The organism is Mesorhizobium sp. WSM3864 (genome assembly GCF_002294955.1).
Lineage (GTDB): Bacteria > Pseudomonadota > Alphaproteobacteria > Rhizobiales > Rhizobiaceae > Mesorhizobium.
This window is the reverse complement of sequence record NZ_NSGD01000009.1, coordinates 200,679-218,948: the sequence shown is the minus strand read 5'-3', so window position 1 is coordinate 218,948 and position 18,270 is coordinate 200,679. Positions and strand designations below refer to the sequence as shown.

The window sequence follows — 18,270 nt, the reverse complement described above, 5'->3', positions numbered from 1 at the left end:
GTGGTTAAGCAAGCCAACCCCGAAGGCTTACACCCTACGGCGAAGGAACCCGGCCGATCGAGGCTCGCTGTCTCGAGTGACAAAGCCGGATCAGCACTGGTCACTGATGGCGACCCCTCACACCTTGACCAGCTGCTCCACCCGCCCCTTCTCGCCGAAGACGCGCAAATAACGCTTGATCTCCTTCTCATCGCCGGTCGACTTGGCGGGGTTGTCGGAGAGCTTGACCGCCGGCCGGCCATTGGCTTCGCTGACCTTGCAGACCAGCGAGATGGCGTCGAGGCTGTTGGTCTCGGTCGGCGCGCAGCCTTCGAAATCATTGGTGAGGTTGGTGCCCCAGCCGAAGGACATGCGTACCTTGCCGCGGAAATGCTTGTAGGTCTCCTCGATGGTCTCGACCTCGAGCCCGTCGGAGAAGATGAGCAGCTTCTGTTTCGGATCCTTGCCCTTCTCGCGCCACCAGGCGAGGATCTTCTCGCCGCCTTCGATCGGCGGCGCGCTGTCGGGGCGGAAGCCGGTCCAGTCGGCGATCCAGTCCGGCGCGTCGCGCAGGAAAGCGGACGTGCCGAACGTATCGGGCAGCACGATCAGCAGATTGCCGCCATAATAGCGCTGCCAGTCCTGCAGCACCTTGTAGGGCGCCTGCCTCAGCTCCTCAACGGAATTGGCAAGTGCCGCAAACACCATAGGCAGTTCGTGCGCATTGGTGCCGAGCGCCTCGAGGTCGTTGTCCATGGCCAGAAGCACGTTCGACGTGCCGGTGAAAGCCTCGCCGATGCCTTCCTTCAGCGCCTCGACGCACCAGCGCTGCCACAGGAAGGAGTGGCGCCGGCGGGTGCCGAAATCGGAAATGCGGATGCCGGGCAGTGCCTTCAGCCGCTCGGTCTTGGCCCACATCTTGGCCTTGGCGCGGGCGTAGAGCACGTCGAGCGCAAACTGACCGAAGGAGCGCATGGCGGCGCGCGAGCGCAGCTCGTTGATGATGGCGAGCGCCGGTATCTCCCACAGCGTGGTGTACATCCAGGGACCGGGAAAGGACAGTTCGTACTGACCGTCGCGTTTGGTGAGTTCATAGTCGGGAAGGCGGAAATCCTCCAGCCAGGCGAGGAATTCCGGCTCGAAGATCTGCTTGCGACCATAGAAGGTGTTGCCGCCGAGCCAGATCATCTCCTTCTTGGTGAAGCGCAAGGTGCGAGCGTGGTCGAGTTGCTCGCGCAGTTCGCCTTCGTCGATCTCGTCGGCGAGCCGCACCGAGGTCGTGCGGTTGATCAGCGTGAAGGTGGCGTCGACCTTGGGGTACATGCCCCAGATCATCTGCAGCATCAGCAGCTTGTAGAAATCGGTGTCCAGCAGGCTGCGGACGATGGGGTCCAGCTTCCAGGTGTGGTTGTAGACGCGCCGCGCTATATCGGTTCGTGCCATATCTGCTCACCCAAAAAGCGCGTCTCGCTTGCGTGATTCCAAGCGCGGCGCCTCAAGTCCCTGTTATGAAGCACTCCGGACGGAAAACCGCCGCGCAGCTCCCAGAATTGTTAACCAGCTGCGGTCTTAGCATTGTATTTTTGAAAGCGCTTCCTGCTTTGCAAGCTGGCCCGACAAAAACCAGCTATGCAAGTCCAGCGATCATGACGCTGCGCCAGAGCATTCTAGCGTTTTACGGCAACCGCGAAATGCTCTTGGCTTTTTTGTTTTGAGGCGAATTTCCGGACGGAAAACCGCTCACACTTTTCCTGGAATTGCTCTAGCCCCGATCACCTTGAGCGCCGGGCGCTTCTTGCGGCTCGGCACACGGCCGGCGACCGGGGCATCGGCGCGGCCCTCGTCCTGCTCCTTTTCGGCAAAGAGCCAGTCGATGAAAAGCTGGACGATCGGCGCCGAGCGCATCTCGTTGCGGCAGACGACATAGAAGTCATCGACCGCCGGCACCGACAAAGCGAAGGGCGCGACGAGCATGCCCCTGGCGAGGAGGGCGCGCGCGGTCACGGAATCGCCGAGCGCCACGCCATGGCCGTGGACGGCGGCCTCCACCGCTATGCGCGCGTCGCCGAGGTGATGGCGGCGGCCGCGCTCCAAGTCGAGCGCGTCGGCGGCGGCCAGCCAGGTGTGCCACTCGCGGCCGTCGTCGCCATGCAGGAAAACGTGGTCGGCAAGGTCGCGCACGCTGCGGATCGGGCGGTTGTTGATCAGCGTCGGGCTGACCACCGGAAACAGCTCAAGGCCCGACCATTTGCGTATCCAGCAGTCGCTCCAGCTGCCATCGCCATAATGCACGCAGACGTCGATGTGCGGCGCGCGGATGTCCCTGGCCTCGTTGGAGGGGATCAGCGTCAGCTGGATGTCGGGATATTGCGCGGTGAAGGAGCCGAGCCGCGGCGTCATCCACAACAAGAGCAGCGCCGGCACGCAGGACACCGACAGCACACCGGTGCTTGCGGGGCGTGTCATGCGCTGCGTGGCGGCGGCGATGCCGTCGAAGGCCGCCGAAACCGCCGGCAGGAACTCAGCGCCGTGCGGCGTCAGCTTCACGCGCTGACCCGCGCGCTGGAAAAGCTTTACGCCGAGCGATTGCTCGAGCGCCTTGATCTGGTGGCTGACCGCGCCATGCGTGACGTTGAGCTCGCCCGCCGCCTTGGTCAGCGAGGCATGTCGCGCCGTCGCCTCGAAAGCGCGCAGCGGATTCAACGGCGGCAAGCGCTTGGCCAAGGACAGCTCCCGACTTTGTGAGATTTTCTCACAGCAAAGACCCTAACAATATCAATTGATTTTTCAATACAGTTGCCCGACACTTTTGCCCGGAACAGCTCAACAGACGTAGATTTCGCAGGCGCCGGCGGGCAACGATCAGCCGGATGACTGCTGGCTTGGCAGCCGTCGGTGCAGCCGCCGCGCTGCAAGCAGTCACGGAGGAGTACCGGACATGGGTTACGATCGCGGCAAGCTCGAAGCGTTGCGCCGCAAATATGGCGAGAGCCATGGCGGCGAGATGTTCGATCCGAAATTCCGCAAGGTTGCCGACAAGATCTTCAGCAAAAGCGGCACCCGGCTGGCGCCCTATTCCGGCATCCCGACCTTCCTTGCCGCGCCTTACCGGCAGGTGTCGGCCGACAATCCGGATTTCGGCGACTTGCAAGTGGCGATGATCGGCGTGCCGATGGACCTTGGCGTCACCAACCGGCCGGGCTCACGCTTCGGGCCGCGGGCGCTGCGCGCCATCGAGCGCATCGGCCCCTACAATCACGTGCTGGAATGCGCGCCGACGCATGAGCTGCGCGTCGCCGACATCGGCGACACGCCGTTCCGCAGCCGTTACCGGCTGGAGATCAGCCACGAGGACATCGAAAAGCGCACCAACCAGATCGTCGACGCCGGCGTGCTACCGCTTTCGGTCGGTGGCGACCACTCGATCAGCCATCCGATCCTGAAAGCGGTCGGTAAGCAGGCTCCCGTCGGCATGATCCACATCGACGCCCATTGCGACACCAGTGGGCTGTTCGACATGACCAAGTTCCACCACGGCGGACCGTTCCGCAACGCGGTCCTGGACGGCGTGCTCGATCCCACCCGCACGATCCAGATCGGCATTCGCGGCTCGGCCGAGTATCTGTGGGAGTTCACCTACGAATCCGGCATGACGGTGGTCCATGCCGAGGAGGTGACCGGCCTCGGCATCCCCGCCATCATCGAGAAGGCGCGGAAGATCGTCGGCGACGGCCCGACCTACATCTCCTTCGACGTTGACAGCATCGATCCGGCCTTCGCGCCGGGCACCGGCACGCCTGAGGTCGGCGGGCTGACGACGCGCGAGGTGCTCGAGCTGCTGCGCGGCCTGAAGGGCCTCAACATCGTCGGCGGCGACGTCGTCGAGGTGGCGCCGCAATATGACGCGACCACCAACACCGCCCATGTCGGCGCGCAAGTCCTGTTCGAGATCCTGAGCCTGATGGTGTTCAGCCCGGCAATCAAGAAGGGCTGACACGAGAGCGTTTCACCGCTTCATGGAAACGGCGAACCGCTTCGTTTTTACGCAATTCCGGACGGAAGCTATGCGAAGTCGCCAAGCGTAGACCGCTTCCCGCTTTTCCTGGAATTGCTAACCAGTACGGCCGTCGCGCTGGAGCCGGCGGCCGGCTTCAACAACAAGCTTCCAGCAGGGGAACTAAAATGACTCTTCGCAACACACTGAAATCCGCACTTGCGGCACTCATCATGCTCGGCGCCGCCGGTCTTGCCTCGCAGGCCAAGGCCGACGCCATCGACGACATCACCAAGGCTGGGGCCATCAATGTCGGCATCTTCTCCGACTTCCCGCCTTTTTCCTCGGCCAGCGCCGACATGAGCATCAAGGGCTATGACATCGACGTCGCGCAGGCGATCGCCGATTCCTTGAAGGTGAAGCTGAACCTCGTCAGCGTCACCGGCCAGAATCGCATCCCGTATCTCACCGACAAGCGCGTCGATATCTTGATGAGCGTCGGCTATTCGAAGGAGCGCGAGCAGGTGATCGATTTCGCCGCCGCCTACGCGCCCTATTACATCGCCGTCATCGGCCCGGCCGAGCTTGCCGTCAAAGGCAAGGACGACCTTGCCGACAAGTCGATCGCCGTCAATCGCGGCACGCTGGAGGATACCTCGCTCACCCAGGCGGCGCCCGCCTCGGCCGACATCCGCCGCTTCGACAACTACAATTCCGTCATCCAGGCCTTCATCTCCGGCCAGACGCAGCTGATGGTGGTCGGCAACGATGTCGGCGCGCAGGTGCTGGCCAAGCAAGTGGCACTGAAACCCGAGCAGAAGTTCCAGTTGCTGACCTCGCCATCGCATATCGGCCTCAACAAGAACGAGGACAGGCTGAAGAAGGCGGTGAACGATGCGGTCGCCAAGATGCTGGCGGACGGCAAGCTGGACGAGAGCTCGAAGGCCTGGCTGAAGACGCCGCTCAATCCCGACAACCTCAAGGATTGATCCCCGGAGCGGTTCAGCGCGCCTGAAGCGCTGAACCGCTCCCGTACTTGCTTCTTGCGCTACACGCTTTCCAACAGGGCCAATCGCGATGGGCTACAGCCTCGACTTCGGCTGGCTTGCGGGTGCAGCGGGCGCGATCGCGCGCGGCGCGGCGATGACGCTGCTTCTGATCGTCGTCACCACGCTGGCCGGCACTTTCCTCAGCATCTTGGGCGCCGCCGGCCGCCGGAACGGCCCGAGGCCGCTCAAGCTGGCGATCGGCTGGTATGTCGAGGTGATGCGCAACACGCCGTTCCTGGTGCAGTTGTTCTTCATCTTCTTCGGCCTGCCCAGCCTCGGCATCCGACTCGATCCGATCCTGGCCGCCATGCTGGCGATGACCCTCAACATGGCGGCCTACACGATCGAGATCGTCGGCGCAGGTCTGGACGCGGTGCCGCGCGGGCAGACGGAGGCGGCACTTGCGCTCGGCCTCAGGCCCAGACAGGTGTTCATCAAGATCGTGCTGCCGCAGGCGCTGAAAGTGATCTATCCGGCGCTGACTAGCCAGATCGTCATCATGATGCTGGAATCGGCCGTGGTGTCGCAGATCGCGGTGCGCGAACTGACCTACGAAGCCGACATGCTGCAGGCGCGCACCTTCCGCGCCTTCGAAACCTATCTGGTGGTGACCATGGTCTATCTCGGCCTGTCGATGGGGCTGCGCCGGCTGCTGGTCAGCGGCGGACGCCGCGCACTCGGAGCCGGCGTGTCATGATCGAATTCACCCTCTGGGACATATTGCGCAACCTTCTGCTCGCCGCGCGCTGGACGGTGCTGTTGTCGCTTGCGGCCTTCGTCGGCGGCGCGCTGGTCGGGCTGGTCGTGCTGTTCTTCCGCATAGCCAAGAACAAATGGATCAAGCGGATCGCTTCCGGCTATATCGCGCTGTTCCAGGGCACGCCGCTCCTCATGCAGCTTTTCCTGATGTTCTTCGGCCTGCCGATGTTGGGGCTGCGCATCGAGCCATGGACCGCCGCGGCGCTCGGCCTCACCTTCTTTGCCAGCGCCTATCTCGCCGAGATCTGGCGCAGCGGTGTCGATGCGCTGCCGCGCGGCCAGTGGGACGCCGGCGCCAGCCTCGGACTGCATTATCTGCAGGAACTCAGGCTGATCATCCTGCCGCAGGCCTTCGCCATCACGCGCGCCCCGACCGTCGGCTTCCTGGTGCAGCTGATCAAATCGACGGCGCTGACCTCGATCATCGGTTTCGAGGAGTTGGTCAGGACCTCCAACGCGATCAACAACGCGACCTTCGAGCCGTTCACCGTCTACGGCCTGGTGGCGCTGATCTTCTTCGTGATGTGCTTCCCGCTGACGCAATATGCGCGGCGGCTTGAGCGTGTCGCCGCACACTGAAGGTCGACGAGGGCCGCCGCCTGACCGGCGGCCGCTCTTCTCAATGGCTGAACGACAGCGCCGGCGCGATGCGATCGCGCCGCAGCCAACGGACGAGCAGGAGCACCGCCACCACCGCCAGGCCTGACGAAAGGCCGATCCAGATGCCGACGCCGTTGAAGCCGAAATGGAAGGCGAGCAGCACGCCGAGCGGAAGGCCGACCCCCCAATAGCCGATCGCGGCATAGATCATCGGCACCTTGGTATCGTGCAGGCCGCGCAGCATGCCGGCGGCCACCGCCTGCGCGCCGTCGAAGATCTGGAACAGCGCGGCAAACACCAGGAAGGACACAGCAAGCGTGATCACCCTGGCATTGGCCGGATCGGCGAGATCGATGAAGGCGCTGATCAAAAGATGCGGCCATAGGATCATCACCAGCCCCATCAGCGCCATGAAGGAGACGCCGATGACAAAGCTGGTCCAGCCGGCGCGCGAGACGCCCTCGGGATTGCCGGCGCCATGTGCCAGGCCGACGCGCACGGTGACCGCCTGGTTGAGGCCGAGCGGCACCATGAAGGAGATCGAGGCGATCTGGATGGCAATCGCGTGGGCTGCCAGCGAATCCGCGTCGATCAGACCCATCAGCAGGGCTGCCGCATTGAAGATCGTCACCTCGAAGGCGAGGATGCCGGCGATCGGCAGGCCGAGCCTCAGCAGGCCGCGGAAGCGCGGCCAGTCGGAGCGCCAGAAGCGGCCGAAGAGGTGATAGCGGCGGAATTTTTTCTCCAGCACCACCACGGCCGCCAGTCCAACAAACATCAGCATGCTGGAAAGCGAGGTGGCGAGGCCCGAGCCGGCGATGCCCATCGGGCGGACGCCGAGGTTGCCGAACATGAAGACCCAGTTGAAGAAGGCGTTGCAGGCGACGGCGACGAAAACGATGATCAGCGCCCAGCCGGGCCGCTCCAGCGCCGAGATGAAGGAGCGCAACACGATATAACCGTAAAAAGGCAGCACCGCCCATTGCAGCCAGTGCAGGTAGATGCCTGCCTGGTGCGCGAGGTCCGGCTTCTGCCCCATGGCCAAAAGCACTTCTTCGCCATGCCAGAGGAACAACCAAATCGGGATCGAGACGAGGACCGCCAGCCACAGGCCCTGGCGCACGGTGCGGCGCAAGTCGCGCACCGAATGGCGGCGGCGGCCGAGCTCGGTCGCCATCATCGGCGAGGTGGCGAGCATCAGGCCAAGCCCGAAGATCAGCGGCATGAAATAGAGGTTGGAGCCGAGCGCGCCGGCGGCCAGCGTGTCGGGTCCCAAACGGCCCATCATCATGACGTCGGTCGCGGTCATGGCGGTCTGGCCGAGATTGGTGAGCACCATCGGCCAGGCAAGCGACAATGTTGCCCTGATTTCCTGACGCCAAAAATTTTCCGGCGCGCGAGCGCCGGCTTCGATCGCAGACATTTTCCGCTCTTCAGACCACGGCGCGTCGGGACTCGCCCGGAAGCCGCACGCAAACGGCGCAAAATGGCGCCGTTTGCGCCGTCTTGTGAACGAAATGCGACATATTGGCAAGGAGGAGGAGCGGCGACCTATTGAGCCAGCGGGAAGCGCAAGAGCCGGGCCTTCTATTGGATGGTGTCGAGCGCCTGCCGCTGGCGGTGCATTTCGAGGAAGATGCGATAGTCGCGGTCGAAGCGAGCGCCGGCGGCCGGATTCGGGGGCCGCGTCCTGCCGCCCTGCTGCATGGCCACGCAGGCGGCGTTCAGGTCGGGGTAAAGCCCAGCGGCGGTCGCAGCGACCATTCCGGTGCCGAGCAACACCGCCTCGTCGGCCAGCGGCTCGATGACGGTGCAGCCGGTGGCATCGGCATAGAGTTCCATCAAGAGCGGGTTCTTGGTGTGGCCGCCGGTGACGTGCAGCGTGTCGATCAAATAGCCGTTCTCGTTCAGCGCCTCGAGCACATGGCGCACGCCGAGCGCGATGCCGACGGCGGTGCGCCAGTAGAGCTTGCACAGGCTGTCGAAGGAGGAATCGAGTGTCAGCCCGCTGACGACGCCAACCGCGTGCGGGTCGGCGAGCGGCGAGCGATTGCCGTGGAAATCCGGCAGAACATGCAGCCGCGCCGCCAGCGCATCGCCCTCGGCGGCGCGCAGTTCGGCGACGCGCTTGGCGATCCTGGCATGCATTGCCGCATCCGGCTCGCCGCCGGCGCCGTGCCAGCGGATGATGTGGTCGAGCAGAGCGCCGGTCGCCGACTGACCGCCTTCCGACAGCCAGAGCTTTGGCAACGCCGCGCCATAATATGGTCCCCAGACGCCGGCGAAAGGCTGCGGATCCTGCGACATCGCCATGACGCAGGACGAGGTGCCGGCAATCAGCGCCAGGTGCCGGCTGATGTCCTTCTCGTCGCCGGCGAAGCCGCCGAGCACACCGAGCGCGCCGGCATAGGCGTCGATCACCCCGGCGCCGACCCGGCATTTTTCCGTCAGGCCGAGATCTGCCGCCGCATCGGCCGTGAGTTGCCCGATATCGGTGCCGACGGGGCTCGCCTTGTCCGGGAGATTGCCATGCTCGAAGAGATCGCCGATGCCGACGAGCTTGAAGAAATCGCGCCGCCAGCCCGTCTCCTCATGCGCGAGATAGGTCCATTTGGCCGTCAGCGTGCATTGCGAGCGGGCGAGCGATCCGGTCGCTTTCCAGGTCAGGAAATCGGCGAGATCGAACAGATAGCCGGCTTCATTCCAGGTTGCGGGCAGGTTGCGCTTCAGCCACATCAGCTTTGGCGTTTCCATTTCCGGCGACATCACCCCGCCGATATAGTCGAGCACCGCATGGCCGCTTCTGGTGCATTCGTCGGCTTCGGCGATGGCGCGATGGTCGAGCCAGACGATGGTGTCCCAGCGCTTCTCGCCGGTGACCGAGACGCTCAGCTGATCGCCCCGCCTGCCGCGCACCACAAGCGAGCAGGTGGCGTCAAAGGAGATGCCGACGATGTCCGATGCGGCGACGTTGGCCTTCTCGCGCGCGGCGCGCACGGCGGCGCAGACTGCCGACCAGATATTTTCCGAATCGTGCTCCGCGTGATCGGGCTTAGGCTGGTGCATGGCGATCGGCCGCTCGGCGCGGCCGAGCAGATTGCCACGCGAGTCGAGAATGCCCGCGCGAGCGCTCCCGGTGCCGACATCGACCGCGCAAACGAAACTCGTCAAGATGCTTTTACTCTCGCTCCCAGGTCTGCAATCAGATCGGGCAATTGCAGCATGTCAGCGAATATAAAGTCCGGTTCGGTCGACGCAAGCCGCGCCTTGAGCGCGGGGTTGTTTGCATGCGATCCGCCGGTGAAAGCAAAGACGCGCATGCCCGCCGCCCGCGCCGCGGCGATGCCGGCCGGGCTGTCCTCGATGACAAGGGATTTGCCCGGATCAGCGCGCATCACGGCGGCGGCATGGAGGAACAGGTCCGGCGCCGGCTTGCCGCGCTTGACCATGGCGGCGCTGAAGAGGTGCGGCTCCAGCAGGCCCAGCAGGCCGGTGACCTCGAGCGCGTAGCGGATGCGCTCCAGCGTGCCGGAAGAGGCGACGCAATGGGGCAGGCCAAGCTTCGGCAGGATCTCCTTGATGCCGGGGATCGGCTTCAGCTCCTCGCGGAACTTGCGCATCAGCTCGACGCGCATGGCGGTGAGATGTTGGTCGCTTATCTCCAGGCCGAAATCGCTGCCGAGAATCTCGCGCACGCTCTTCATGCTCTTGCCGAGGAAATGCTCGTAGGCGGCGTCCTCCGAGACCGTGCCGCCGGCGAGCTCGATCATGCCCAGCAACGCGGAAACCGAAAGCGCCTCGCTGTCGACCAGCACGCCGTCACAGTCGAAGATGACGAGCTCGGGCGTCATTGCGGCTGCGTCCAAAGAGCTTCAGAGCTTGCCGGCGAGATAGCGCGTCAAGGTTTCGCGCGCGCCGTTCGCCCACAATTCGTTCAGCGCATGGGCGAAGGCTTCGGCAAAGACGGCGGAGCGGCCGACATCGCCATAGATGTCGTCCATCGCCAGCCAGGCCTGGGGCGAGTTCTTCGCCGCTTTGGCGGTCGCCTGCATCCGGTCCCAGCTCGGATCGTTCGGCTCGATGACGGCGCCGCTGTCGGTGGTGCCGAAGCAGTAGCGGCACCAGAGCGCGGACTCCAGAGCCAGGCCGGCAACACCTTTCCCCGCCTTCAGTCGGTCCGCGGCGGTCGGAATTATGAATTTCGGCTGGCGGTTGGAACCGTCGAGGCAAAGTCTTCGGATGGTGTCGCCGATCTTGGGGTTGGAGAAGCGGCGCTCGATGAGCTGGTAGTAATCCTCGAGCACCGTGTCCGGCACCGGCGGCACGGTGGGGATGATCTCGTCGCGCTCCAGCTTGGCGAGGAAGCCGCGCACCAGCGGCTCCTGCATCGCCTCATGCACGAAATGGATGTCCATCAGGCCCGCCGGATAGGCGATGGCTGCGTGGCCGCCGTTCAAGATGCGGATCTTCATCAGCTCGTAAGGCGAGACATCCTTGACGAATTGGACGCCGGCCTGTTCCAGCGGCGGCCGACCGGCGGTGAAACGATCTTCCAGCACCCATTGTTTGAACGGTTCGCAGAAGACCGGCCAATTGTCCTCCAGCCCGAAATCATTGGCCAGAATGCTACGCTCGCGATCGGTGGTGGCCGGCGTGATGCGGTCGACCATGCCGTTCGGGAAAGCGACGTTGTCCCTCACCCAGTTGGCCAGAGCCTCGTCGATCAGCCGGGCAAGGCCGATGACGCCGTCGGAGGTGACGTGGCCATTGTGGGGGATGTTGTCGCAGGACATGACCGTGAACGGCACGATGCCGTCGGCGCGCCGGCGCACCAGTCCGGCAAGAATGATGCCGAAGACCGTCTTCGGTGCCGCAGCCGGCTGAGCATCGGCGACAATGTCGGGATGGGCCGGATTGAACTTTCCGGAGGCCGGATCGATGAAATAGCCGCCTTCGGTGATGGTCAGCGACACAATCTTGATCGCAGGGTCGGCGAGCTGCTCGACGATCGCCTCAGCATCGCCCGGCATCAGGAAATCGACCATGGCGCCGGTGACGCGGGCGCTCATATGGCCCTGGTCCTGCTCGACCACGGTGGTCAGCCAGTCCTGCTCCTGCAGCCTGGCGCGGCCGGCCTTCTCGCCCTCGAACACGCCGGCGCCGATCAGTGCCCAGTCATGGCCGAGGCCGGAATTGAACAGGTCGTCGAGATAGACAGCCTGGTGCGAGCGGTGGAAGTTGCCGACGCCGAAATGCACGATGCCGGCCTTCAGCGCGGCGCGATCGTATTTTGGACCGGAAACCTTTGACGGAAGCTTTGCGAGGTTCGAGGAAGAGAGTTTCACGGTCATCTTACTTACCCTTTGGCCGATATGCAGCCCGACAATCCAACCCCCAATTCACCCGCTTGGGGCGAGCGGTGAGGGGCAGCATCCGTTTGCCGGTATGCGCCCCTCACCTGCCCCGCGACGCGTCCTCCCCGGAGGAAGGGAGGCGCGCTTCCCCCTCAACTCATCCATTGACCGCCATCGACGTTGTAGGTCTGGGCGACAATGTATTCGGCTTCTTCACTGGCGAGGAAAACCGCCATGCCAGTCAGATCTTCGGCTCGACCCATGCGGCCATAGGGCACGCTTTCGCCGACGAGCCTCTTCTTCTCGCCCTTCGGCCGGTTCTCATATTTGGCGAACAGCGAATCGACGTGATCCCAATGCTCGCCGTCGACGACGCCCGGTGCGATGGCGTTGACGTTGATGCGGTGCTTGATCAGGTCGAGTCCGGCCGACTGGGTAAGCGAGATGACGGCGGCCTTGGTGGCGCAATAAACCGCGACCAGCGGCTCGCCGCGGCGTCCGGCTTGGCTCGCCATGTTGATGATCCTGCCGCCCCGGCCGGCAGCGATCATCGAGCGAGCCGCGGCCTGCAGCATGAACAGCGTGCCGGCGACATTGACGGAGCAGAGCTTGTCGTAGCTCGCGCGGCTGATCTCGACGATGGGCGCAAGGTCGAACAAGGCGGCATTGTTGATCAGGATGTCGAGGCCGCCCGCCTTCGCTTCGACGGCTTTCACGCTGGCCTCGATCGAGGACTGGTCGGTGACGTCGAGCCGGATCGCGTAAGCGGCAGAGCCGATATCCTTCGCCGTCGCTTCCGCCGCTTCGAGATTGATGTCGGCAATCGCCACCGTGGCGCCTTCGCGAATATAGGCTTCGGCGAAGGCCCTGCCGATGCCGCGCGCCGATCCGGTGATCAGCGCCGATTTGCCTTTGAGCCTCACTGCGCCAGCGCCTTGCCGTCGGCGCCGAAGCGATGGAGCTTGGCCTTGTCGGGCGTCAGGTAGACGGTGTCGCCGTGCTTGACGGCAACCTCGCCGTCGGCGCGCACATTGATCGTGCCGATGCCGTCGGTCTGGACATGCAGGAAGGTGTCGGAGCCGAGATGCTCGGCAACGCCGACCGTCGCCTTCCAGTCGCCCGCCGTGGTCGAGATGTTGATGTGCTCGGGCCGGATGCCGATGGTCTTGGCGCCGTATTTGTCGGCCGGCGCGCCTTCGATCAAGTTCATCTTCGGCGAGCCGATGAAGCCGGCGACGAACAGGTTCTTCGGCGTTTTGTAGAGTTCCATCGGCGAGCCGACCTGCTCGATGTTGCCGGCATTGAGCACGACGATCTTGTCGGCCATGGTCATGGCCTCGACCTGGTCGTGGGTGACATAGATCATCGTCGTCTTCAGCTGATGATGCAGTTCGCTGATCTCCAGCCGCATGGTGCCGCGCAGGGCTGCGTCGAGGTTGGACAGCGGCTCGTCGAACAGGAAGGCCGATGGCTGGCGCACGATGGCGCGGCCGATGGCGACGCGCTGGCGCTGGCCGCCGGAGAGCTGGCCCGGACGCCGCTCGAGATAGTTGGTGAGGTTCAAGACGCGCGCCGCGTCCTTGACCTTCTTGTCGATGGTCGCCTGGTCCTCCCCGGCCATCTTCAGCGGGAAGGCGATGTTCTTGGCGACCGTCATATGCGGATAGAGCGCGTAGGACTGGAAGACCATGGCAAGCTTGCGCTTGGCCGGCGCCTCGCGGGTGACGTCGCGGCCATCGATGCTGATGGTGCCGCCGCTGGTGTCCTCCAGCCCGGCGATCAGCCTGAGCAACGTGGACTTGCCGCAACCCGAGGGGCCGACGAACACGACGAACTCGCCGTCCTCGATGGCGAGATCGATGTTCGGAATGATCGTCGTCGACCCGAAGGACTTGGAGACGTTCTTGAGCGTGATGTTTCCCATGGTTTCCTCCCCGGATTTCGTCCGCCGCTTACGGCTTACTTCACGGCGCCAAAGGTCAGGCCGCGCACCAGCTGCTTCTGGCTGAACCAGCCCATGATCAGAATCGGCGCGATCGCCAATGTCGAGGCGGCCGAGAGCTTGGCCCAGAACAGGCCCTGCGGACTGGAGAAGGAGCTGATGAAGGCGGTGAGCGGTGCGGCCTCGGTGGTGGTCAGGCGGATCGTCCAGAACGCCTCGTTCCAAGCCAGGATGATGTTCAAGAGCATGGTCGAGGCAATGCCGGGAACGGCCATGGGCGTCAGCACATAGATGATCTCGTTCCACAGCGAGGCGCCGTCCATGCGCGCCGCTTCGAGGATCTCGCCCGGAATCTCGCGGAAATAGGTGTAGAGCATCCAGACCACGATCGGCAGGTTGATCAGCATCAGCATGACGGTGAGGCCGATGCGGCTGTCGAGCAGGCCGGTGTCGCGGAAGATCAGATAGATCGGGAACAGCACGGCGACGGCCGGCATCATCTTGGTGGAGAGCATCCACATCAGGATGTCCTTGGTCCGCTTGGTCGGCGAAAAGGCCATCGACCAGGCCGCCGGCACGGCGACGATGAGCGCAAGGACGGTCGAGCCGACCGACAGGATCACCGAATTGAGGAAGAACTTGAAATAACCGCTCTGCGCCTGCACTTCCGAATAGCTTTCGGTGGTGCCCGACGGGATCAGGGCGAAGCCCTGGATCGCCTCCTGCTCCGACTTGAAGGATGTGATGATCGTATAAAGGATCGGGAAGAAGATCAGCAGGGCGACGACCCAGGCCGCGACTGTTGCGATCGTCTTGTGCTGGGTGGTGACTGCGCGTGCCATTCTATCCTCCCTTACTTGTCCAGGTTCCTGCCGACCGCGCGCATGACGAAGAAGGCGACGATGTTGGCGAGAATGACCGCGATGACGCCGCCTGCCGACGCCTGGCCGATTTTGAATTCCAAGAGCGCCTTCTGGTAGACGAGGAACGGCAGGTTGGTGGAGGCGTAGCCGGGACCGCCATTGGTGGTGACCAGGATCTCGGCATAGACCGAGAGCAGGAAGATCGTCTGGATCAGGATGACGACGGTGATGGCGCGCGACATGTGCGGCAGCGTCAGATACCAGAAGCGGCTGAGGAAGCCGGCGCCATCCATCTCGGCCGCCTCCTTCTGCTCACCGTCAAGCGATTGGAGCGAGGTGAGCAGGATCAGCGTCGCGAAGGGCAGCCATTGCCAGGCGACGATCAGGATGACCGCGGTCAGCGGGTGCTGACCGAACCAGTCGATCGGGTTGGCGCCGAAGAAGCGGGCTATATCGGCAAAGACGCCGTATTGCGGGTGCATGATCATGTTCTTCCAGACAAGTGCCGCCACCGGCGGCATGACGAAGAACGGCGAGATGACCAGGATGCGCACGAAGCCCTGACCCCAGATCGGCTGGTCGAGCAGCAGCGCCAAAAGGATGCCGCCAATCACGGTGATGGCCAGGACACTGACGACGATGGTCAATGTGTTGAGGATCGACTGCAGGAAGGCGGGGTTGGAGTAGAAGAGCTTGTAATTGGCGAACCAGACGAACCCATCGCGGATCGGATTGAGCGGGTTGTACTGGAGGAACGAGAACCACAGCGTAAAGACCAGTGGCACAATCATCCAGACGAACAGCAGGATCACCGACGGCGCCATCATGAAACGGGCAAGCGAACGGGTTTGCTGAGTAGCCATGACGGTCACCCTCCCAAGGTCAGCCGGATTTAGACTTGTGCCAGAATTCCTGATTGCAAAGGTGGCCGCCCGAACTGGGTTTCGGGCGGCCTATGCCGGTCATGATCCGCTACCGGCGTTCGGCACCGGGAGGAGCCTTACTTGAGGTAGCCGCCTTCGGTCATCGCGGCAGTCGCCGCGTCCTGGGCCTGCTTCAGCGCATCATCGACGCTCGACTGGCCGGCAAGGGCGGCGGAGAAGAGCTGGCCGACGGTGGTGCCGAGGCCCTGGAATTCCGGGATGGCCACGAACTGCACGCCGACATAGGGCACCGGCTTGACGGTCGGATGCGTCGGGTCGGCGGCATTGATGGAGTCCAGCGTCATCTTCGCGAAGGGCGCTGCCTTCTGGTACTCCGGATTGTTGTAGAGCGAGGTCCGGGTTCCGGGCGGAACGTTGGCCCAGCCTTCCTTCGAAGCCACCAGGTCGAGGTAGTGCTTCGAGGTCGCCCAGGAGACGAACTTCTCGGCGGCGTCCGCCTTCTTGGTGCCGGCGGGGATTGCGAGAGACCATGCCCACAGCCAGTTGCCGCGCTTGCCGAGACCCTTGTCGGGCGCCAGCGCATAGCCGACCTTGTCGGCGACCTGCGAGGCCTTCGGGTCGGAGACGAAGGACGCGGCGACGGTGGCATCGATCCACATGCCGCACTTGCCCTGCTGGAAGAGCGCAAGATTCTCGTTGAAGCCGTTGGAGGACGCGCCCTCAGGACCGTCTGCCTTCATCAGGTCGACATAGAACTGCAGCGTGTTCTTCCATTCCGGCTGGTCGAATTGCGGCTTCCAGTTCTCATCGAACCAGCGGGCGCCGAAGGAGTTCGACATGGCGGTCAGGAAGGCCATGTTCTCGCCCCAGCCGGCCTTGCCGCGCAGGCAGATGCCGTTCACGCCATTGGCCCGATCGGTCATCTTGTCGGCGGCCTCCTTGATGAAGTCCCAGGTCGGCGCGTCGGGCATTTTGAGCCCCGCCTTCTCCATCAGGTCCTTGCGGTACATGACGAAGGAGCTCTCGCCGTAGAAGGGCGCGGCATAGAGCTTGCCGTCGACCGAAAGGCCGCCGGCAATGGCCGGGATGATGTCCTTGACGTCGTAGTCGTCGCCGAGCTTCTCGAGCGGCAAGAGCCAGCTCTGCTTGGCCCAGATCGGAACCTCGTAAGTGCCGATGGTCAAGACGTCGTACTGGCCACCCTTGGTGGCGATGTCGGTGGTGACGCGCTCGCGCAGCACGTTCTCTTCGAGCGTGACCCAGTTGAGCTGGATGTCGGGATTGGCCTTCGTGAAGTCGTCCGTCAGCTTCTGCATGCGGACCATGTCGCCATTGTTGACGGTGGCGATGGTGATGGATTCGGCATGCGCGGCGAATGCAAGGGCGCTGGCCGACAACAGGCCCAGGGTGAGCGTGCGAAGTTTCATCAATTCCTCCCTAAAACCAAGATGAGCATTTGCCTTGGCTGTGGGCAATTACTCACTAAGTGTGAATTATGTCAAGCCGGAATCGATGCTGCAGCGCAGCACAAATCGATGCCGCGCCCGTCTGGGCGTCGCATAGCAGAGGCGGCAGGTGTAATGCCGGCCTACTGGCAGGCGATCTCGGCGAGAATCCAATCTCGGAAGGCGCGGATCTTCGGCACGTTGCGCCGGGCCGTGGGATAGACCAGCCAGTAGGCGTGGCCGTCGTCGCCGACGAGATCGAAGGGCTGGATCAGCCGGCCGTCGGCAAGCTCGTTCTTGAACAGGGCGCTGGTGACGATCGCAACACCTTGCCCGGCCATCGCGGCATTGGCCTCATAGGCCTGCGCGCCCATGCTGGTGCCGGGACGGCTGGCGAGTTCCTCCGCGGGCAGGCCGGCGAGCGCGAACCATTCCTGCCACCAGATGTCGCCGGGATCGAGGATGGGGAGCTTGAGCAGGTCGGCCGGCTCCTTGACGCCGCCGATGCTCGCCGCAAGCCTGGGGCTGAGCACCGGGGTGAAGTCGGCCCTGAACAGCATATGCGTTTCCACGCCAGGCCATTTGCCGCCGCCGGAGCGGATGGCGATGTCGACGTCCTCACGGGCGAAATCGACGACTCGGTTCGAGGTGTCGACGCGCACGGCAAGCGAGGGGTGCGCGACCTGAAAGGATCCCAGATGCTGCGCCAGCCAGTTCGAGGCGAAGGTGAGCAGGGTGGAAACGCAAAGCACGCCGTCGGCGCCGGCTCGGGCGGCCGCATAGGCGCCGCTCAGCAGCGCGAATGCCTCGCTGACAGCCGGCGCAAGACGCTGGCCGGGTTCGGTCAGCTCGATCTGCCGTGGACGGCGCAGGAAAAGCGGCGCGCCGATGCGCTCTTCCAGAAGCTTGATCTGATAGCTCGCGGCGGCCTGGGTCATGCCGAGCTCCTCGGCGGCCTTGGTGAAGGAGAGGTGTCTGGCCACGGCCTCGAACACCCGAATCGCCTGCAGGGGCGGGAGTTGGACATTCTGCCGGGAGCTCAGATCGGGCATAAGGCCTCTTTATGGGTCATGATCGACGTTTGATTGGAAGCACTTGCCGATCAGCCCGATATTTGGGGTCAACGATCACTCCAGTTCAAGCATAGCGAAGGCTGACGATCATGACCCCGGTGCAGGAAAAACTCGATTCGACCCCAATACATGGATGGATTTCGCTGCTGGCGCGGGAATTCTCGTGGTTCGCCAGCCGCAGGCGTGGCTATGTCGATGTCCGAGAACTGTCGGAGCACCTGCAGCGGGACATGGGCTTCCTCGACGGCAACGATCCGCATGGACGCTACAAATAGCCGGGTTTCTTTTTATCGCCAACGGCTCGTCGCGTCAGATTCGGCCCGAGCCC

General features: G+C 63.8%; 18 protein-coding genes. 6 read left to right on the top strand and 12 right to left on the bottom strand.

Annotated elements, in window-relative coordinates; all coding sequences use genetic code 11:
- Positions 1-117 precede the first annotated feature (117 nt).
- Positions 118-1,422 carry a nicotinate phosphoribosyltransferase gene (gene pncB, locus CK215_RS20075; protein WP_095831922.1) on the bottom strand — a complete coding sequence of 435 codons (1,305 nt, stop codon included), beginning with the start codon at positions 1,420-1,422 and terminating at the stop codon, positions 118-120.
- A 65-nt stretch (positions 1,423-1,487) separates the two neighbouring features.
- Here pncB and CK215_RS20070 point away from each other — a divergent pair, with 65 nt between their 5' ends.
- Entirely contained in the window at positions 1,488-1,694 is a 207-nt protein-coding gene (locus CK215_RS20070; protein ID WP_095831921.1) for a hypothetical protein, read from the top strand.
- A 25-nt stretch (positions 1,695-1,719) separates the two neighbouring features.
- Here the strand turns inward: CK215_RS20070 and gcvA (CK215_RS20065) are convergent, their stop codons facing one another.
- The gene (gene gcvA / locus CK215_RS20065; RefSeq protein WP_095831920.1) at positions 1,720-2,703 is read right to left on the bottom strand and encodes a transcriptional regulator GcvA; all 984 of its coding nucleotides are present in this window, start codon (positions 2,701-2,703) and stop codon (positions 1,720-1,722) included.
- Positions 2,704-2,917: 214 nt separating this feature from the next.
- Here gcvA (CK215_RS20065) and speB point away from each other — a divergent pair, with 214 nt between their 5' ends.
- The 4 genes from speB to CK215_RS20045 all read left to right on the top strand — a co-directional run bounded on the left by speB (position 2,918) and on the right by CK215_RS20045 (position 6,360).
- A complete protein-coding gene (gene speB, locus CK215_RS20060; protein ID WP_095831919.1) occupies positions 2,918-3,973 on the top strand; it encodes an agmatinase in 1,056 nt (351 codons plus the stop codon).
- Positions 3,974-4,161: 188 nt separating this feature from the next.
- On the top strand, positions 4,162-4,962 hold the full coding sequence (locus CK215_RS20055) for a transporter substrate-binding domain-containing protein (RefSeq protein WP_067323996.1): 801 nt from the start codon (positions 4,162-4,164) through the stop codon (positions 4,960-4,962).
- An 88-nt stretch (positions 4,963-5,050) separates the two neighbouring features.
- On the top strand, positions 5,051-5,719 hold the full coding sequence (locus tag CK215_RS20050) for an amino acid ABC transporter permease (RefSeq protein ID WP_066999196.1): 669 nt from the start codon (positions 5,051-5,053) through the stop codon (positions 5,717-5,719).
- Positions 5,716-6,360, top strand: coding sequence for an amino acid ABC transporter permease (locus CK215_RS20045; protein WP_066999193.1), 645 nt, complete (start codon positions 5,716-5,718; stop codon positions 6,358-6,360). The genes CK215_RS20050 and CK215_RS20045 overlap by 4 nt, the downstream gene beginning before the upstream one ends.
- A gap of 40 nt (positions 6,361-6,400) precedes the next feature.
- Here the strand turns inward: CK215_RS20045 and CK215_RS20040 are convergent, their stop codons facing one another.
- From CK215_RS20040 to gcvA (CK215_RS19995), 10 genes are all read right to left on the bottom strand, one after another.
- Positions 6,401-7,804 carry an MATE family efflux transporter gene (locus CK215_RS20040; RefSeq protein ID WP_066999190.1) on the bottom strand — a complete coding sequence of 468 codons (1,404 nt, stop codon included), beginning with the start codon at positions 7,802-7,804 and terminating at the stop codon, positions 6,401-6,403.
- Positions 7,805-7,968: 164 nt separating this feature from the next.
- Positions 7,969-9,555: an FGGY-family carbohydrate kinase gene (locus tag CK215_RS20035; RefSeq protein WP_095831918.1), complete on the bottom strand. Its 1,587-nt coding sequence runs from the start codon at positions 9,553-9,555 to the stop codon at positions 7,969-7,971.
- A complete protein-coding gene (locus tag CK215_RS20030) occupies positions 9,549-10,232 on the bottom strand; it encodes an HAD-IA family hydrolase (RefSeq protein ID WP_095831917.1) in 684 nt (227 codons plus the stop codon). Before CK215_RS20030 ends, CK215_RS20035 begins: the two co-directional genes overlap by 7 nt.
- A gap of 21 nt (positions 10,233-10,253) precedes the next feature.
- Positions 10,254-11,732 (bottom strand): mannitol dehydrogenase family protein, encoded by a 1,479-nt coding sequence (locus CK215_RS20025; protein WP_095831916.1) that lies wholly within the window; start codon positions 11,730-11,732, stop codon positions 10,254-10,256.
- A gap of 155 nt (positions 11,733-11,887) precedes the next feature.
- Entirely contained in the window at positions 11,888-12,658 is a 771-nt protein-coding gene (locus CK215_RS20020; protein WP_095831915.1) for an L-iditol 2-dehydrogenase, read from the bottom strand.
- Positions 12,655-13,659 carry an ABC transporter ATP-binding protein gene (locus tag CK215_RS20015; RefSeq protein WP_066999175.1) on the bottom strand — a complete coding sequence of 335 codons (1,005 nt, stop codon included), beginning with the start codon at positions 13,657-13,659 and terminating at the stop codon, positions 12,655-12,657. The genes CK215_RS20020 and CK215_RS20015 overlap by 4 nt, the downstream gene beginning before the upstream one ends.
- A 35-nt stretch (positions 13,660-13,694) precedes the next feature.
- Positions 13,695-14,519: a carbohydrate ABC transporter permease gene (locus CK215_RS20010; protein WP_066999172.1), complete on the bottom strand. Its 825-nt coding sequence runs from the start codon at positions 14,517-14,519 to the stop codon at positions 13,695-13,697.
- Between the two features lie 11 nt (positions 14,520-14,530).
- Positions 14,531-15,403, bottom strand: coding sequence for a sugar ABC transporter permease (locus tag CK215_RS20005; RefSeq protein ID WP_066999170.1), 873 nt, complete (start codon positions 15,401-15,403; stop codon positions 14,531-14,533).
- A 137-nt stretch (positions 15,404-15,540) separates the two neighbouring features.
- A complete protein-coding gene (locus tag CK215_RS20000) occupies positions 15,541-16,851 on the bottom strand; it encodes a sugar ABC transporter substrate-binding protein (RefSeq protein WP_095831914.1) in 1,311 nt (436 codons plus the stop codon).
- Between the two features lie 161 nt (positions 16,852-17,012).
- Complete coding sequence (gene gcvA / locus CK215_RS19995; RefSeq protein WP_066999164.1) at positions 17,013-17,921, bottom strand: transcriptional regulator GcvA; 909 nt, start codon at positions 17,919-17,921, stop codon at positions 17,013-17,015.
- 110 nt (positions 17,922-18,031) lie between these two features.
- On the opposite strand from gcvA (CK215_RS19995), the gene CK215_RS19990 reads away from it, so the two are divergent.
- Positions 18,032-18,217 carry a hypothetical protein gene (locus CK215_RS19990; RefSeq protein ID WP_095831913.1) on the top strand — a complete coding sequence of 62 codons (186 nt, stop codon included), beginning with the start codon at positions 18,032-18,034 and terminating at the stop codon, positions 18,215-18,217.
- Positions 18,218-18,270 lie beyond the last annotated feature (53 nt).

What these genes read in the sequence shown, in the direction of transcription:
- pncB (WP_095831922.1), bottom strand. Translation starts at nt 1,422, where the DNA reads ATGGCACGAACCGATATAGCGCGGCGCGTCTACAACCACACCTGGAAG.
- CK215_RS20070 (WP_095831921.1), top strand. Translation starts at nt 1,488, where the DNA reads ATGAAGCACTCCGGACGGAAAACCGCCGCGCAGCTCCCAGAATTGTTA.
- speB (WP_095831919.1), top strand. Translation starts at nt 2,918, where the DNA reads ATGGGTTACGATCGCGGCAAGCTCGAAGCGTTGCGCCGCAAATATGGC.
- CK215_RS20055 (WP_067323996.1), top strand. Translation starts at nt 4,162, where the DNA reads ATGACTCTTCGCAACACACTGAAATCCGCACTTGCGGCACTCATCATG.
- CK215_RS20050 (WP_066999196.1), top strand. Translation starts at nt 5,051, where the DNA reads ATGGGCTACAGCCTCGACTTCGGCTGGCTTGCGGGTGCAGCGGGCGCG.
- CK215_RS20045 (WP_066999193.1), top strand. Translation starts at nt 5,716, where the DNA reads ATGATCGAATTCACCCTCTGGGACATATTGCGCAACCTTCTGCTCGCC.
- CK215_RS20040 (WP_066999190.1), bottom strand. Translation starts at nt 7,804, where the DNA reads ATGTCTGCGATCGAAGCCGGCGCTCGCGCGCCGGAAAATTTTTGGCGT.
- CK215_RS20030 (WP_095831917.1), bottom strand. Translation starts at nt 10,232, where the DNA reads ATGACGCCCGAGCTCGTCATCTTCGACTGTGACGGCGTGCTGGTCGAC.
- CK215_RS20025 (WP_095831916.1), bottom strand. Translation starts at nt 11,732, where the DNA reads ATGACCGTGAAACTCTCTTCCTCGAACCTCGCAAAGCTTCCGTCAAAG.
- CK215_RS20015 (WP_066999175.1), bottom strand. Translation starts at nt 13,659, where the DNA reads ATGGGAAACATCACGCTCAAGAACGTCTCCAAGTCCTTCGGGTCGACG.
- CK215_RS20010 (WP_066999172.1), bottom strand. Translation starts at nt 14,519, where the DNA reads ATGGCACGCGCAGTCACCACCCAGCACAAGACGATCGCAACAGTCGCG.
- CK215_RS20005 (WP_066999170.1), bottom strand. Translation starts at nt 15,403, where the DNA reads ATGGCTACTCAGCAAACCCGTTCGCTTGCCCGTTTCATGATGGCGCCG.
- CK215_RS20000 (WP_095831914.1), bottom strand. Translation starts at nt 16,851, where the DNA reads ATGAAACTTCGCACGCTCACCCTGGGCCTGTTGTCGGCCAGCGCCCTT.
- gcvA (WP_066999164.1), bottom strand. Translation starts at nt 17,921, where the DNA reads ATGCCCGATCTGAGCTCCCGGCAGAATGTCCAACTCCCGCCCCTGCAG.
- CK215_RS19990 (WP_095831913.1), top strand. Translation starts at nt 18,032, where the DNA reads ATGACCCCGGTGCAGGAAAAACTCGATTCGACCCCAATACATGGATGG.